Source organism: Thioclava sp. GXIMD2076, from assembly GCF_037949795.1.
Classification (GTDB): Bacteria; Pseudomonadota; Alphaproteobacteria; order Rhodobacterales; family Rhodobacteraceae; genus Thioclava; species Thioclava kandeliae.
Genome location: NZ_CP149934.1, coordinates 410,076 through 425,580, shown reverse-complemented (window position 1 = coordinate 425,580; position 15,505 = coordinate 410,076). Strand labels below are relative to the sequence as shown.

Here is a 15,505-nt window from a genome sequence, read left to right as displayed (position 1 = left end):
TCAGATTGCCTGCGGTTTGAAATCCGAGGCAGCGACCGGCATGACGCCTTGCAAAAGTGCGACGGATTTCTCGAGCCCTTCCAGAGAGTTCAGCAGGACATCCTCGTGTTCGATAGATAACCAGCCATCATAGCCCGCCATTTTAAGCCGGTAGCAGAACTGACGCCACCACTCCTCCCCGTGACCGAAGCCCAGCGTGATATAGGACCAGCTGCGTGCCGGAATATCCATCAGGGAACCGTTTTCCAGAAGGCTCGTGGTGGCCTGAACCGGCGCATTGAGGAAGGTGTCCTTGGCATGGACATGGTAGATCGCCTCACCCAGTGCCTCGGTGGCCTGAAGCGGATCTGCCCCCATCCAGAACAGATGGGAAGGATCGAGATTTGCTCCGATCACCGGCCCTATCTCGGCGCGCAGCCTCAGGAGCGAGGGCACGTTATAGACGCATTGATTGCCATGCAGCTCGAGCGCGATCCGTTCCACCCCGCTTTCACGGGCTAGCTCCGCGATTTCATGCCAGAACGGGAATAGCTTCTCGTGCCACTGATAATGCAGAATTTCCCGGGTCTCGGGTGGCCATGAAGACACCACCCAGTTGGGCATCCGGTCCTCGGGCGATCCGGCAGGCAGGCCCGACATGGTGCAGACGGTCTTGATGCCCATTTCACCCGCCAACCGGATTGTGGTCCTCAGATCCTCACCTTGGCGCGGATCGGTCGGGTGGAGCGGGTTGCCATTGGCATTGAGGCTGATCACCTCGAGCCCGCGTTCGGTAACCTGTTTGAGGAAATCCTTGCGGACGCCCGCATCCCCCGCCATCCGCGCCAGATCGAAATGTGGGGCGGTGGACCAGCCGCAGGTGTTGATCTCGAGGCCCGAGACCCCCATCCGCTGCGCGTGCTCGAGCACATCCCCGAATGCCATCCCACCAAGACTGTCGGTCACAAATCCCAGTTTCATAGGGTGTCTCCCTTACGCGATTCATAAAAGGCAGGACGGGAAGCCATGTTTACGGGTTCTTTGGCACCGCTGGCCAGAGCCCGTGCTCCTGTCTCGGCCACGAGGGCGGCGCAATAGCCATCCCAGCAATCGGCGGCGATCTCGGGGAAGAGGCCGGTTTCGACAAAGCCCAGAAAGGCGCGGTTCTGTGCCACATAGGCCTCGTGATATCGTCCGCGCCAATCGGCGTCATAGGCGGCGCTGCTGGCAAGCGCGCCTTCCATGCGGGTATAGGCCACATGGTTCATAGAAATGGAGGCCGTCTCGCCCACCAGCTCGGCGCGCACATCATAGCCATAGGCTGCGTTATTGTTCACCTCGATCGTGACGATTTGCCCGTCTCCGGTTTCCAGCACCATCACGACAGGGGCCACGCGGCTATCGGACCGGCGCGGTTGCGAAGCCGAGATGCTCGTATACTCGCACCCCAGCACATGGCGCACCACGTCGAACTCATGCGGGGCGGAATTGGTGATCGCCATCGCGCCGGTGAAATCCGCCGCCGGGGTTTCGACATTGCGGTGGAAATTATGCATCATCAGCGGGCGTCCCAGACGGCCCGCGCCCAGAGCCGCGCGCATCTCTGCATAGGCGCGGTCATAGCGCCGCATGAACCCCAGCATGACATGGCGTGCGCCGCTGCGGGTCTCGGCCCCGATCACTTCCAGACATTGTGCAGGCGATTGCGAGAGAGGCTTTTCCATCAGCACCTTCTTGCCCGCATGAATACAGGCGAGCGACAAGGGCGCGTGGGTGAAATCGGGGCTCGCCACGATCAGCGCATCCACATCCTCGCGGGCGATCATCGCCTCGGGGTCGCTGGCGATATCGGCGGCTCCACAGGCATCGGCCACAGCGCGCGCACGGGTCGGGTCCATGTCGCAGACCACTTGCAAGGATGCGTCAGGCAGATCGAGGGCGATGATGCGGGCGTGGTCCGCGCCCATGAGGCCCGCGCCGATCAGGCCTAATCGGATGGTCATGGAAATCTCCTTCTTGGCGCAAGAGGACAGGGCCGCCAGAGCGGCGGGCCTGTCGGTTCAGGTAGTAGGAAGATCAGCCGGCGGTCTGCGGGCTGTGCCCGTCATGGGTGTCCTGATAGACCTCGATCGAGGCCTCCAGAGCCGACATGGACTCTCCCCCTGCCATGAGATCGGCAATCTCCTCGCGGGTTTTCTCTCCCTTGCGGAAATCTGCGGCAATCGCGCCGCGGATCAACACCGCGAAATGGTCGCCTACCGCCATCGCATGCATGACCTGATGGGTGATGAAGATCACGGCCAGACCCCGGCGCTTGGCCTCGTTGACGATACGCAGGACGTGGGCCGCCTGTTTGACGCCCAGTGCGGCGGTCGGTTCGTCGAGGATCAGCACGCGCGCCCCGAAATGCACCGCGCGTGCGATGGCCAGCGATTGGCGCTCGCCGCCCGAGAGCGCGCCCACCAGACGGTCGCCATCGGTGATCCGAGTGATGCCGAAATTCTGCACGGCCTCCACGGCGATCCTATTGGCCACATGGCGGTCGAAGCGGCGGAACGGACCCCAACCCTTGGTGGGCTCGGCGCCCATGAAGAAGTTGCGCCCCACCGACATCAGCGGATAGGTGCCGCCGAACTGGTGGACGGTGGCGATGCCGTGATCCTGCGCCTCGCGGGGCGTGTTGAACAAAACCGGCTTGCCATCCATCAGCATCTCGCCGGAGCTGGGCTGGTGGACCCCCGAGAGGGTCTTGATCAGCGTGGATTTGCCGGCACCGTTATCGCCCAGAAGGCAGAGCACCTCGCCCGCATGCACCTTGAGCGAGATCTCGTGCAGCACGTCGATCGGCCCGAAGCTTTTGTCGACTTTGCGCATTTCCAGAACGGGAGCAGTCATGAGCGGATCTCCTTATTTCTTCTTGCCGGACATCGACAGCGCCATACGGCGGAAACTGTCATTCATCAGAACCGCGATCAGCAGCATGACCCCGATGATCAGCGAGCTGAGATTACGGTCGAAGGGCGTGTAGCCGATGCCCTGCTGGACGATGGCCAGGGTCGCGGTGCCGAAGAAGATCCCGGAGACGGTGCCAAAGCCGCCTGTCAGCAGCACGCCACCCACGACGACCGCGATAATGCAGTTGAAGATCAGTGCGAAGTTGGTGGTGGTGGTGGCCGAGTTTGCCAGCGTTGCCTCGCAGATACCCGAGAGGGCGGCGGCCATCGCGGTCAGCACGAAGAGGCCGATTTTCAACTTGTCGGTAGGGATGCCCGCATTATGTGCGCTTTCCTTGTCGCCTCCCATCCCGAAGATCCAGTTCCCCCAGGGCGATTGATGCAGGAAGAAATAGAGCATCGCGGCCAGTGCAAACCACCAGAAGACCGAGGATTGCAGACCCCAAATATGATAGGAGCCGAAGACGAATTTGGCCCATTCGGGCGAAGGCATGGCCTGGCTTGTGGTGTCGGTCAGGAAGAGCGACAGGAAGAGCGTCAGGCCGGCTACGGAAAACAGTGTGGCCAGCGTCACGATGAGTGAGGGCACCTTGGTGCGAGTGACCAGAAGCCCGTTCACCGTGCCCACCGCTGCGGCAATCGCGAAGGTCAGCACAAGGCCCACCACGAAAGGCAGCCCGTAATAGCCGCAACTTATGGCCATCGCCATTTTGGCTGCGGGGACCATAGCACCGATGGAGATATCAAGCTCACCTGCGATCATCAGAAAACCAACGGGAATAGCAATGATCCCGATGGTCGAAGCCGCGTTCATCCAGCTGGACGTGCCGAAGGGCGAGAGGAAGTTACGATCATATCCGAAGATACTGAAAAAGATAAAAACAAGCACCATACCCATGAAGGCGCCCATTTCGGGGCGTCGGAACAGGCCGGAGACGGAAAACGGGGTAGATGTGGGCGCATCGGGTTTCGGGGGCATAGACAGGTCCTCATGCGACAGAAGCGGCAATCGGGCACCCCGCGCGGGGGTGCCCGTCAGGCGGTGTCAGACGGATTAACGCGCGCCTTTGGCGACGCCTTGCAGGGCGGTATCGATGTTGCTGGCATCGATGATCGCGGGGCCGGTCAGGACGGGATCGGTCGCCAGTTCGGTGCCGAAATCGATATGCGCCGCCAGCATCGAGGTTGCGAGGAAGCCTTGCAGATAGGGCTGCTGGTCGATCGCCATGGTCTGGGTGCCCCCCTTGATGCGGTCAAGCACCGCGGGGTTCATGTCGAAGCTGCCGATCTTCACACGGTCCTGCGCGCCGATCTGGCCCACGGCATTGGCCGCGGCATCTGCCGACCACGCGGCAAGGGTGATGACCGCATCGATGCCCTGGTCGGCGACCAGTTCCGATTTGATCGACTCGGCGGTGCCGGTCACATCGCCATCAAGATTGGCCGGGGTCCGCAGGATATTGACCTCGGCGCCGCCTTTCTTGGCTCCCTCGACCACACCCGCGCAGCGTGCTTCGTGGTTCACCGCACCGGGCGTGTGGATGTGGCACAGGATCTTCTTGGCACCATGTTCGGCCATGTATTCGCCACCCGCAACACCGGCGACAAACTCATCCGAGCCGAAATAGTTGATGCCGTGGACATCCTCTTTTACATCCGAGCCCGAGTTATACATCATGATCTTGATGCCTTTATCGGCGGCTGCCTGCAAGGCAGGAACCTGTGCCTCGGGTACCCAGACGGGGATCGCGATCCCGTCCACACCCTGTGCGACAGCCTGATTAATGAGCGTTACCAGATCGGGGCCGAAATTGTCGTAATTGGGCGTGCGCAGGTAGTTGACCTGACCGCCATTGGCTTCGACGACCAGCGTCGCATCATCGACGCCTTTCTTGATCAGGTTGAAGAACCCGTCCTCGATGGAGCCCGCGATCACCGCGATGTTGGCGGCCATGGCGCCCGAGGCGCTTAGCGCCAGTACCGATGCTGCAAGCAGGGCAGATTTGAATTTCATGTCGACACTCCTCCACTGACGCCGTCTCCTCCGACGGCGCGACATGCGTGGCCGAAACCACATCTCTTCCGGCAGTTTGATTTTCTTCACCTCAGAATTGCCCGTGCTAGGCACCATGAGGCTGATGGCGACCTCCACCGCCAACGCTCATTTTCTGAAACGAAATCTCCCTGTCTGAGTAATAAATGATCTTATTAAATCAAAGCTAGCGGGCTTGTGATAATAATACGATGTTATTCACATCAAAATTAGTCGTTTGTTTCGCTTGCAATGTAAGTTTGAAATTTGCCTATTTATCGGGCGGTGTATGCCGGCGATGTAAAACGGATCATTAAGGACGCTGTGGATGCCGAAAGCTGGCAAGAACTGGAAAGGCCCGAATATCGCGCAGATTGCCGCCCTTGCCGGTGTGGGGCCGGCCTCCGTCGACCGCGTGCTCAACAACCGGCCCGGCGTCAAAGAAACGACCCGAAACCGCGTGATGGCGGCACTCGACAAGCTGGCCGCCGATCACCGGATGCAGGATCTGCGTCAGATCGGGTTTTTCTGTATCTCCGGTCCGTCCTTCAACGGACAGATGATGCAGGCGATGCAGATGGTGAATGCCTCTATCGCGGGGGTGGAGCTAACGGGGCAGTTCTTTACCACCGAGGAGATCGAACCGGGACGATTTGCGGCGGCACTGGAACAGGCGGGGCGCGAGCTGGATGCGGTGATCGTCATTGCCTACGAGCATCCGGCCATCAACGGCGCGCTGCGCAAGATCGCGGCCCTCGGCAAGCCCACGGTCTGCCTGACCTCGGATCTGCCCAGTTCGCGGCGCACGGTCTATGTTGGCAATGACCAATATGCGGCGGGTAGCGTGGCCGCGCAGCTGATCGGACAGATCCTCCCGCCGGTTCCGCAACATATCCTGCTGGTGATGAGCGTGCCGTTCCGTTGCCAGCAGGAGCGCGAGATGGGGTTCCGCCGGGTGCTGCGGCAGGACTACCCGCATCTGAGCATTCAGGAGCGGGTGATCTCGAATGACAATGTCGAACGCACCGAGGAACTTCTGGCGAGCCATCTGGCATCGGCCCGCCCGCCCGGTGCGATCTATAACGTGGCGGGGGCCAATCGCGGCGTAGGGGCTGCGCTCGAACATGCGGGACTGAGTGGCAAAACGGTCTTTATCGGTCACGAGCTGACGCCATTCACGCGGGTTCTGCTTGAGGCAGGCACGATGGATTACGTCATCTCGCATGATTCGGCCGCCGAGCTGGTCCAGGCCGTGCGGGCCATCGACGAGCGTCTGCGCGGTATCGAAAGCCAACCCGCACCCTCCTCGATCCTGATCCATACCCGTTACAACTGCAACTGACACAACAAAACGCCCCGCTCTCTCGGGCGGGGCGTTTGTTGGTGCTATGAACCGGATCAGGGAATCAGACGCGCGATGATCAGATCGGCAGCTTCTTCCGGCGTCATCTCGGTCGTGTCGATGCGCAATTCGGCATTGTCAGGGGCTTCATAGGGGCTGTCGATGCCCGTGAAGTTCTTCAGCTGACCCGAACGGGCCTTTTTATAAAGGCCTTTCACATCGCGCTCTTCGGCGACTTCCAGCGGCGTATCCACGAAGACCTCGACGAACTCGCCCGGCTGCATCATCCCGCGCACCATGTCACGCTCCGAACGGAAGGGCGAGATGAAGGCGGTGATCACGATGAGACCGGCATCGGTCATCAGCTTGGCAACCTCGCCCACACGACGGATATTCTCGATCCGGTCGGCCTCGGTGAAGCCCAGATCCTTGTTCAGGCCGTGGCGCACGTTGTCGCCATCGAGCAGGAAGGTGTGGCGGTTCATCCGCGCCAGTTTCTTCTCGACGATATTTGCGATGGTCGATTTGCCCGAGCCCGAGAGGCCGGTGAGCCAGAGCACGGCTGGCTTCTGGTTCTTCATCGACGCATGGCTCTCGCGCGAGATGTCGGTGGCCTGCCAATGGACATTGGTCGAGCGGCGCAGCGCGAAATGCAACATGCCGGCCGCGACCGTCTGGTTGGTCATTTTGTCGATGAGGATGAAGCCACCAAGATCGTGGTTCTCCTCATAGGGCGCGAAGGGGATCTCGCGGTCGGTGGTGATATTGGCCACCCCGATCGCGTTCAGATCCAGCGTCTTGGTCGCAAGATGCTCCTGCGTGTTGACGTTCACCTCGTATTTCGGCGCCTGAACGGTGGCCGAAACGGTCTGGGTGCCGATCTTGAGCCAATAGGCGCGACCGGGGATCATCTCTTCCTCGTCCATCCAGATGATGGTCGATTCGAACTGGTCGGCCACTTCGAGCGGGCTTTGCGCCGCCACGATGACCTGACCGCGCGAGCAGTCGATCTCGTCTTCGAGCGTGATGGTGATCGCCTCGCCTGCAATCGCTTCGTCGCGATTGCCCTCGAAAGTCACGATCTGCGCCACTTTGGAGGTCTTGCCCGAGGGCAGCACGCGGATCTCGTCGCCCGGTGCGATCCGGCCCGAGGCCACGAGGCCTGCAAAGCCGCGGAAATCGAGATTGGGGCGGTTCACCCATTGCACCGGCATACGGAAGGGTGCGTCGACGGGTTCGTGCGACGAGGTGATCTCGACCGTTTCCAGATGCGGCAGCAGCGGCGTGCCAGTGAACCACGGCATGTTCTCGGACGGCGTGGTGATGTTGTCGCCCTTATACCCGGAGATCGGCATCGGCACGAAATCGGTCAGGCCGATGGTTTTGCCGAATTCGGTGTAATCGGCCACGATCTGGTCGAAGGTCTCCTGCGAATAGCCCACGAGATCCATCTTGTTGACCGCAAGCACCACATTCTTGATGCCCAAGAGTTTCACCAGATAGGAGTGACGCTTGGTCTGGGTCAGCACGCCTTTACGCGCATCGATCAGGATCACGGCCAGATCGGCGGTCGAGGCGCCGGTGACCATGTTGCGGGTATATTGCTCGTGGCCGGGAGTATCGGCGACAATGAACTTGCGCTTCTCGGTGGCGAAGAAGCGGTAAGCCACGTCGATAGTGATGCCCTGCTCGCGCTCGGCGGCAAGACCATCGACCAAGAGCGCGAAGTCGATCTCCTGGCCCTGGGTGCCCACGCGCTTGGAATCGGCTTCGAGCGTTGCCAGCTGATCCTCGAAGATCATCTTGCTATCATAGAGCAGGCGGCCGATCAGGGTGGATTTCCCGTCATCGACCGAGCCGCAGGTGATGAAGCGCAGCATGGTCTTGTGCTGGTGGACCTTCAGATACTGGTCGATATCTTCCGCGATCAGCGCGTCGGTCTTGTAGATCGGGTCTTGTTGGTTTGCAGTCATGTGAGTGCACCTGAAATTCATATATCCGGAGAGAAGCGGGGCCGTTTGCGGCCCCTGCGCGCGCGATCAGAAGTAGCCTTCCTGCTTCTTCTTCTCCATCGAGGCGGCCTGATCGTGGTCGATCGCACGGCCCTGACGCTCGGAGGTGGTGGTCAGAAGGGTTTCCTGAATGACCTCCGGCAGCGTGGTGGCCTGGCTTTCGACGGCACCGGTCAGCGGGTAGCAGCCCAGCGTGCGGAAACGCACCGAGCGCATGACCGGCTCCTCGCCATCTTTCAGGCGGAAGCGGTTGTCATCCACCATCAACAGCATGCCATCGCGTTCCACGGTCGGGCGGGGCGCTGCGAAATAGAGCGGCACGATCTCGATGCCCTCGAGATGGATATATTGCCAGATGTCCAGCTCGGTCCAGTTCGAGATCGGGAAGACCCGCATCGACTCGCCCTTGTTCTTGCGGGCGTTATACAGACGCCACAACTCGGGGCGCTGGTTTTTCGGGTCCCAGCGGTGCTGGGCGGTGCGGAAGGAGAACACACGTTCTTTCGCGCGGGATTTCTCCTCGTCGCGGCGCGCGCCACCGAAGGCGGCATCGAACCCGTATTTGTCGAGCGCCTGTTTCAGGCCCTCGGTCTTCCACATGTCTGTATGCAGCGAGCCGTGATCGAAGGGGTTGATGCCCTTTTCGATGGCTTCGGGGTTCTGGTGGACCAGCAGCTCCATCCCCGCATCTTTTGCGGCCTTGTCACGCAGCGCATACATCGCCTGGAATTTCCAGGTGGTGTCGACATGCAGGAGCGGGAAAGGCGGCGGTGCGGGATAGAAGGCCTTCTTTGCCAGATGCAGCATGACCGCCGAGTCCTTGCCCACGGAATACAGCATTACAGGGTTCTGCGCCTCGGCCACGACTTCACGCAGGATATGGATGCTCTCGGCTTCCAGCCGCTGAAGGTGGGTAAGAGATGTCTTGGTCATGATGCTCTCGGTTCAAACTTCGTGTTGACACCAGAGGTAAGCCTGTCAGTTTGTCGCAGCACCCCCCAAATGGGGGCTAAATGCTTTTTCGGAGATTTTCCGCCATGGCGTCCAGCGAAGAAGCTGTTATCGCGTCACTTTTTTCTGCCTCCTCCGGCTATGGCGCGGGCGAGGCCGCAGCGCCCTCCGAATTGTGGTCCGATTTCCTGCGCGGTCTGGCGCAGATGACTGGCGCGGATGCGGCGGGGCTCTTGTCCTTGCGGGGTGGCGAGGTCACGGGCGCATGGTCATGGGGCGGGCCGGTGCCAATCTTTTCCCGCGCCCTCATCGAGAGGATGCGCAGCGGGCGGATCTATGGCCAGAGCGAGCTCTCCGATCTGGCAAATCCCGACCTTCCCTTGCGGGCGCTGCGCAGCCGGATCGATGCGACAAGCCACGCGCTTGTGTGGATCGGGCGTAATGGTGTGGATCACGGCATTGCGGATTTCCGCGCGCGCGACGGGGTCGGGTTGTCTCGGCTTGCGCCCTATCTGGGGCCTGCGTTGCAAAGCTATCAGGCGCTGCGGGCCGAACGGGCCCGCCACGCCCGTGATAGCAGGATTGCGCGCGATCTGGGGGGGTATTGGATGCAGATCTCTCCGGCGGGGCGGGTGGTCGCGCAATCTGCGGATCTTCCGGCGCGGCTGGAGGGCACGGCCATGACGCTGACCGAGCAGGGCTGGCTCGCATTCACCTCGCCCGATCTGGCGCGGCGGTTCCGTGCACGTCTGGCCGAACTGGGCGCCGCGGAAAGACCCGAAGCCGGGGGGAGCGCGGCGGGATGGGCCGCCTTCGATCTCTCCGACACGCGCCCGCTTGCGATGGTATTGCGTATGGAGGAGGGGGCGATCATGGCCTATCTGCGCCAGCCGCGCGCCATCGGGGAGATGGGCGAGACCCATCTGATGCAGCATTACGGGCTCGCCCGTAGCGAGGCGCGGCTTGCGATCTGTCTGGGGGACGGGCTGTCGCTGGCGGAGGCGGGCGAGGCGCTCGGCTGGCAGCGCGAGACCGCGCGTAGCTATTCCAAGCAGCTCTACGCAAAACTGGGCGTTGCCGGGCAATCCGCTGTCGTGCGGCTCCTATGGTCGGGAGGGCTCTGGCTCTAGAGCCGTCCGGTGCGCGCCATCACCTGTAGCACGCGGTCGCCCTGTAGCGTCTGGCGGTGGATATCCAGCTCGCGCAGTGCTCTCCCGTAGGCGCCACCGCCCATCTTGCGCGCCGACAGGAACCGCATCAGCAGTGCGTCGTTCTCGGGGGTCAGCGACAGGCGGTTGGCAAAGAGCGCCGCGATATTGGCATCCAGCCAGCCGGAAAAATGGCGTTTGGCGACTGTGCCCAGCCGCTTGAGACGGCCACGCACCGGTCCGTGATGGCCCAGCTGGTTCGAACCGTGCTGGCGGTAATAGAGCGTGGGTTTGGGATCGTTGAAGATCTGCGCGCCTGCCCCCGCCATCATCATGTAGATCCACCAGTCGTGATAGGGCACTCTGGCCGAGATCGCGGCTTGCGCCGACTGGCCCAGAATGGCGGCAGCCGGTGCCGACAGCACGATCGTATTGCCGCCGAGGATGTTCTGCACCAGCGAGTTGCGGAAGGACGGTCCGCGCATATGCAGATGCGACAGGCCCAGCTTCTTGAGGTGCGTATCGGTCAGGATGGTTCTGCTGGCATAGACGAGCGGGTCGCGGGCGGGATCGCCTGCGCGCTTCATCCAGCGCACCGAGCGCGCGAGCTTTACCTTCGACCAGACATCATCCTGATCGGAGAGCGCAAGGGCCGCCTCGGGGGCATCCTTGGCGGCGCGGGCGGCCAGCGTGAGAAACGCGGGGGCCACACCCGCGCGGGGCCCGTCAAAGATCCGCACCCGAGAGGGATGGCGCTTGCGGAAAGCCTCGAGAATATCGGTGGTGGCATCGCTCGATCCGTCATCGCTGGCATCGAGTGACCAGTTGCGATGGGTCTGGCGCTCGAAACTGGCCAGCTGGTCGGGCAGATGTGCGGCGCCGTTCCGGCAGGCCATGATGATGCGGATATGGGGCGTCTGGGTGGCCGAAATCAGGGACGAAACAGGGTTTTCCATGCCGGTATATTTGCGCGCCCCATTCCGGATTGTCCAGCGGTGTTGCGACATCTCCAAAGGCTGGGCGGCAGCATGCTGCCGAGGGCGCGACCGTTGGCATTTGAGCCAAATCGGCGGTAAAAGCCATGTTTTGTTCCCATTTTGATCCGCTTTCGGGCAGGCTTTGTGTCCATCTTGCGCATGTGGGAACAGCCAGCGCGCCATCGGGCAAAGTATCGGGACAGGATAACCGGTGGCGCGTCTGCAAGGAGGTTTGGGGCGAGGCGGATGGGCTATCTGACACATCTGGGAATGGCGACGACGGGCGCCACCAAGTATATGAGTTCGATCGACGACCTGCTCCTGTCGCTCGACGGGGGCGTGCTCTATCAGGCCTCGGGCGAGGGCGGCGGCGTCGTCGTGCGCGATGCGGCTACGGGGGCCAAATTACTCGATCTGGCGCTCTATCCCGCAGGCTCGGGCCTCTACGGCACGGTCGATCTGGCGCTCTGCGAGGTTGGCGGCAAGCTCGCCCTTCTCGCCTCAGGCCCGCTGATCAGTGGCGTGGCGGGCTATTGGGTGGCCAGTAACGGCACGCTCAATCAGGCCTTCACGCTCGGGAATAGTTGCCTCGACGCGATCAATATCCTTGAAACCGTGTCGATTGGCAGCACCGATCTTCTGATTACGGCGGGGCGCGAGGAAAACGGGTTCACGGTCTATACGCTCGGCACGAGCGGGGCGCTGTCGGTGACGGCGCGGGCGGATCTTGCGGCGGGCACTCTCCGCGATATCGAGACGGTGACCGTTGGCAGTGCGACCTATGTGCTGACCCTGTCGGATGACGATCCGAAACTGGGCTGCTATGCGCTCTCCTCCACGGGCAAGGTCAGCGCGCAGGCGGGGCTTGATCTGGCCGATGGTCTGGCGATCTCGAACCCTGTCGCGCTGACGCAGGTCACGCTGGCGGGGCAGGTCTATGTGCTGGTGGGCGCGCAGGGGTCCAGCTCGGTGACGGTTGCGAGGATCGATGCTGCGGGCCAGCTGACGGTGACAGATCAGGTGAATGATGACCTGACGACGCGTTTCGGCCAGCTGACCGTGTTGGAGGCGGTCGAATACGAGGGCCGCGCCTATATCGTGGCGGGGGGCGGGGATGACGGGCTCTCGCTCCTGACGCTATTGCCCGACGGGCGGCTCCTGCATCTGGAAACGGTCGCCGATACCGAAGGCATGGCGCTCGAGGACCCTTCGGCGCTGGAGCTGGCGGTGGTCGATGGCGAGTTGCGCCTCTATGTGGCAGGACAGGGCGAGGGCGAGGACGGGCTCTCGGCGCTCTCGCTGTTCAGTATCGATGTTGATCCGGGCTCGATCCTGAGCGGCACCAAGGCGGCGGATGCGCTGACCGGCGCAGGCGTCGATGACATCCTCTCGGGCGGTGCGGGCAATGACACGCTGCGCGGCGGTGCGGGGGATGATGTCCTCATGGACGGCGCGGGCAGCGACCGGATGTGGGGGGGCGCGGGGGCCGATACATTTGTTCTGACCAAGGATGGCACCACCGACCGGATCGAGGATTTCGAGGTCGGGATCGACCGGATCGACCTGTCGCAGATCGGGCGCTTCTACACGGTCGATGCGCTGACCATCACCCCCATCACGGGCGGCGCCAGGATCACGCTGGGCGAGGAGACGGTGACGGTGATGTCTGCGGACGGGCGGTCGCTGAAGGCGTCCGATTTCAGTGCCGAGGATCTGCGCGATATCTGGCATATCGATATCAGCTATCTCACGCTCGGGCCGCAACATATCGTGGGCACGGCGGAGGACGAGTGGCTCGAGGGCGATCGCGGGGCCGATACGGTCACCGGCGGGCGCGGCGCCGATACGCTCTTGGGGGGCGCTGGCGATGATCTCCTTCTGGGCGAGATCGAGGATGGGAAATTCGATGCGGCCTCGGCGCAGGTGGTGCGGATCTTTCAGGCGACGCTCGACCGTGCGCCCAATGTGGCGGGCCATCTGGACTGGACGACCCAGATCCTGACGGGCGAGAAGACCCTCACCGAAGTGGCGGAGGGCTTTGTGAATTCGGCCGAGTTCCAGTCCACCTATGGCGAGCTGACCAATGCGCAATTTGTTACCCAACTCTATCAGAACGTGTTGGGGCGGGCGCCCGATGCCGCCGGTCTGAAAAGCTGGACCACGTTTCTGGGGCAGGAGGGCAATAGCCGTGCCGATGTGGTCGTAGGCTTTTCCGAGAGCACGGAATTCAGCCGAAATATGCAATCCGAAGTGCTGGATATGTCGCGCGCGGGCTATCAGGAAAGCTGGGCAGATGACGTGTTCCGGCTCTATCAGGCGACGCTCGGGCGCGCACCGGATCTGGCCGGCCTGACGGTCTGGACGACGGCGCTCTCGCAGGGGAAATCCTTCGGGGACGTCGTCGACGGGTTCGTCAACTCGCCCGAGTTCCAGCAGAGCTATGGCAATGTCGATGATGCGGGCTTCGTGACGCTTCTTTACCAAAATGTTCTGGGTCGTGCGCCGAATGCGGCGGGGCTGAGTGACTGGTGTGCCCGTATGGATCAGGGCTGGACCCGCGCCGAGGTGGTCGAGGGCTTTTCGCAAAGTGCCGAATTCGTGGCGCAGATGGCCGCGCCACTGAAGGCCTGGATGAAGGCACAGGGCGAGTGGAACCAGCTCGATGGCGGCAGTGGCGAGAATATCCTGTTCGGGGGGATGATGGCCGACCGGTTCGTGTTCTCGGCCGAGACACCCGGTTCGCATCTGGTGGTCGATTACCAGCCCTGGGACACCCTGTCCTTCGAGGGGTTCGGCTATGCGAGCGTGGCCGATATCAAGGCCCAGTTCACGCAGGACGGTGCTGATGCGGTCTTTGCCGACCAAGATGTCGAAGTGGTTCTGCGTAACATATCGGTGAACGAAATCGCCTATGACAGCTTCTCCTACTAAGCAGGCCGATTATGACGGAGGGTATTTTTACACAACCAAAAGGAGAAAAGTGTTTACTAAGAAAGGTTTTGTTAACCATTCTTACCCTAGCGTTCGATAAGCCAATTCTTCGTGTGACATCCTTGATTTTTCAAAGAGGGACGAATGACAAAGATCGCTTTCATTACCGGAATCACAGGGCAGGACGGGGCCTATCTGGCGCGTCTTCTTCTCGAAAAAGGCTATGAAGTTCATGGCGGTGTGCGGCGTATCTCACAGCCGGACATGATGCGTCTCGACACTTTGGGAATCACGCAGCATCTGCATCTGCATGATTTCGATCTGAGTGACGCCAACAATATCTTCCGCACGATCCGCGATGTGGCAATGGACGAGTTCTACAACCTTGCCGCGCAAAGCTTTGTGGGAGCCTCATGGGATGTGCCGGTTTATACCGCCGAGGTGGATGGTATGGCGGTGGTGCGAATGCTCGATGCGCTGCGCACCCTGCGTCCCGACTGCCGGTTCTATCAGGCCTCGACCTCCGAGATGTTCGGCGAGGTGCGCGCCGTGCCACAGCTGGAAAGCACGCCCTTCTACCCCCGCTCGCCCTATGGTGTGGCCAAGGTCTTTGCCCATTACATGACGGTGAATTACCGTGAGAGCTTCGGGATGCATGCGTCTTCCGGCATTCTCTTCAACCATGAGAGCCCGCTGCGCGGCAAGGAATTCGTGACGCGCAAGATCTCGATGGGGCTTGCGGCGCTGGCGCATGGGGCCAATGCGCCTGTGGAACTGGGCAATATGGCCGCCAAACGCGATTGGGGATTTGCGGGCGATTATGTCGAGGGGATGTGGCGGATGCTGCAGCGTGACAAACCCGGGGATTTCGTGCTGGCGACGGGGACCAGCACCACGATCCGCGACTTCTTCACCTATGTCGGCGAGGCGCTGGATATGGAAGTGATCTGGGAAGGGGAGGGCGCGGAGGAGGCCGCCTATGACCGCCGCTCGGGGCGTCAGCTGATGCAGGTCAATCCCCGCTTCTACCGGCCGGCCGAGGTGGAGCTGCTGCTGGGCGATCCGTCCAAGGCCCGCATCGAGCTGGGCTGGGAGGCGCGCACCGATGTGCGGGCGCTGGCCGCGATGATGGCGCGGGCCGATTTCGACGCACAGGCGCAGCATCTGCGCTAAGCCTTA

General features: G+C 61.8%; 12 protein-coding genes. 4 read left to right on the top strand and 8 right to left on the bottom strand.

The window, feature by feature from the left end; translation table 11 throughout:
• The 5 genes from WDB91_RS18950 to WDB91_RS18930 all read right to left on the bottom strand — a co-directional run bounded on the left by WDB91_RS18950 (window position 1) and on the right by WDB91_RS18930 (window position 4,947).
• Complete coding sequence (locus WDB91_RS18950) at window positions 1-960, bottom strand: sugar phosphate isomerase/epimerase (RefSeq protein ID WP_339115225.1); 960 nt, start codon at window positions 958-960, stop codon at window positions 1-3.
• Window positions 957-1,982, bottom strand: coding sequence for a Gfo/Idh/MocA family oxidoreductase (locus WDB91_RS18945; protein ID WP_339115224.1), 1,026 nt, complete (start codon window positions 1,980-1,982; stop codon window positions 957-959). Before WDB91_RS18945 ends, WDB91_RS18950 begins: the two co-directional genes overlap by 4 nt.
• A gap of 73 nt (window positions 1,983-2,055) precedes the next feature.
• Window positions 2,056-2,874 carry an ATP-binding cassette domain-containing protein gene (locus WDB91_RS18940; protein WP_339115223.1) on the bottom strand — a complete coding sequence of 273 codons (819 nt, stop codon included), beginning with the start codon at window positions 2,872-2,874 and terminating at the stop codon, window positions 2,056-2,058.
• A gap of 12 nt (window positions 2,875-2,886) precedes the next feature.
• The gene (locus tag WDB91_RS18935; RefSeq protein ID WP_339115222.1) at window positions 2,887-3,912 is read right to left on the bottom strand and encodes an ABC transporter permease; all 1,026 of its coding nucleotides are present in this window, start codon (window positions 3,910-3,912) and stop codon (window positions 2,887-2,889) included.
• Window positions 3,913-3,987: 75 nt separating this feature from the next.
• Window positions 3,988-4,947 (bottom strand): substrate-binding domain-containing protein, encoded by a 960-nt coding sequence (locus WDB91_RS18930; protein WP_339115221.1) that lies wholly within the window; start codon window positions 4,945-4,947, stop codon window positions 3,988-3,990.
• A 346-nt stretch (window positions 4,948-5,293) separates the two neighbouring features.
• Between WDB91_RS18930 and WDB91_RS18925 the strand changes: the two genes are divergently transcribed.
• Window positions 5,294-6,307, top strand: coding sequence for a LacI family DNA-binding transcriptional regulator (locus tag WDB91_RS18925; protein ID WP_339115220.1), 1,014 nt, complete (start codon window positions 5,294-5,296; stop codon window positions 6,305-6,307).
• 56 nt (window positions 6,308-6,363) lie between these two features.
• On the opposite strand, the gene cysN is transcribed toward WDB91_RS18925, so the two are convergent.
• Window positions 6,364-8,280, bottom strand: coding sequence for a sulfate adenylyltransferase subunit CysN (gene cysN, locus WDB91_RS18920; protein WP_339115219.1), 1,917 nt, complete (start codon window positions 8,278-8,280; stop codon window positions 6,364-6,366).
• 66 nt (window positions 8,281-8,346) lie between these two features.
• Window positions 8,347-9,252, bottom strand: coding sequence for a sulfate adenylyltransferase subunit CysD (cysD, locus tag WDB91_RS18915; protein ID WP_339115218.1), 906 nt, complete (start codon window positions 9,250-9,252; stop codon window positions 8,347-8,349).
• 104 nt (window positions 9,253-9,356) lie between these two features.
• On the opposite strand from cysD, the gene WDB91_RS18910 reads away from it, so the two are divergent.
• A complete protein-coding gene (locus WDB91_RS18910) occupies window positions 9,357-10,400 on the top strand; it encodes a hypothetical protein (RefSeq protein WP_339115217.1) in 1,044 nt (347 codons plus the stop codon).
• Here the strand turns inward: WDB91_RS18910 and WDB91_RS18905 are convergent.
• Window positions 10,397-11,374, bottom strand: a complete 978-nt coding sequence (locus WDB91_RS18905; protein ID WP_339115216.1) for a glycosyltransferase — start codon at window positions 11,372-11,374, stop codon at window positions 10,397-10,399. The two genes, WDB91_RS18910 and WDB91_RS18905, sit on opposite strands and share 4 nt — an antisense overlap.
• A gap of 267 nt (window positions 11,375-11,641) precedes the next feature.
• On the opposite strand from WDB91_RS18905, the gene WDB91_RS18900 reads away from it, so the two are divergent.
• Together WDB91_RS18900 and gmd are read left to right on the top strand one after the other, a co-directional pair.
• The gene (locus tag WDB91_RS18900) at window positions 11,642-14,326 is read left to right on the top strand and encodes a DUF4214 domain-containing protein (RefSeq protein WP_339115215.1); all 2,685 of its coding nucleotides are present in this window, start codon (window positions 11,642-11,644) and stop codon (window positions 14,324-14,326) included.
• Window positions 14,327-14,470: 144 nt separating this feature from the next.
• Window positions 14,471-15,499, top strand: a complete 1,029-nt coding sequence (gene gmd, locus WDB91_RS18895; RefSeq protein WP_339115214.1) for a GDP-mannose 4,6-dehydratase — start codon at window positions 14,471-14,473, stop codon at window positions 15,497-15,499.
• The last annotated feature ends 6 nt before the right edge of the window (window positions 15,500-15,505 follow it).

Excerpts from the sequence above, each read along its gene's own strand:
- WDB91_RS18950 (WP_339115225.1), bottom strand. The coding sequence starts at position 960 with ATGAAACTGGGATTTGTGACCGACAGTCTTGGTGGGATGGCATTCGGG.
- WDB91_RS18945 (WP_339115224.1), bottom strand. The coding sequence starts at position 1,982 with ATGACCATCCGATTAGGCCTGATCGGCGCGGGCCTCATGGGCGCGGAC.
- WDB91_RS18940 (WP_339115223.1), bottom strand. The coding sequence starts at position 2,874 with ATGACTGCTCCCGTTCTGGAAATGCGCAAAGTCGACAAAAGCTTCGGG.
- WDB91_RS18935 (WP_339115222.1), bottom strand. The coding sequence starts at position 3,912 with ATGCCCCCGAAACCCGATGCGCCCACATCTACCCCGTTTTCCGTCTCC.
- WDB91_RS18930 (WP_339115221.1), bottom strand. The coding sequence starts at position 4,947 with ATGAAATTCAAATCTGCCCTGCTTGCAGCATCGGTACTGGCGCTAAGC.
- WDB91_RS18925 (WP_339115220.1), top strand. The coding sequence starts at position 5,294 with ATGCCGAAAGCTGGCAAGAACTGGAAAGGCCCGAATATCGCGCAGATT.
- cysN (WP_339115219.1), bottom strand. The coding sequence starts at position 8,280 with ATGACTGCAAACCAACAAGACCCGATCTACAAGACCGACGCGCTGATC.
- cysD (WP_339115218.1), bottom strand. The coding sequence starts at position 9,252 with ATGACCAAGACATCTCTTACCCACCTTCAGCGGCTGGAAGCCGAGAGC.
- WDB91_RS18910 (WP_339115217.1), top strand. The coding sequence starts at position 9,357 with ATGGCGTCCAGCGAAGAAGCTGTTATCGCGTCACTTTTTTCTGCCTCC.
- WDB91_RS18905 (WP_339115216.1), bottom strand. The coding sequence starts at position 11,374 with ATGGAAAACCCTGTTTCGTCCCTGATTTCGGCCACCCAGACGCCCCAT.
- WDB91_RS18900 (WP_339115215.1), top strand. The coding sequence starts at position 11,642 with ATGGGCTATCTGACACATCTGGGAATGGCGACGACGGGCGCCACCAAG.
- gmd (WP_339115214.1), top strand. The coding sequence starts at position 14,471 with ATGACAAAGATCGCTTTCATTACCGGAATCACAGGGCAGGACGGGGCC.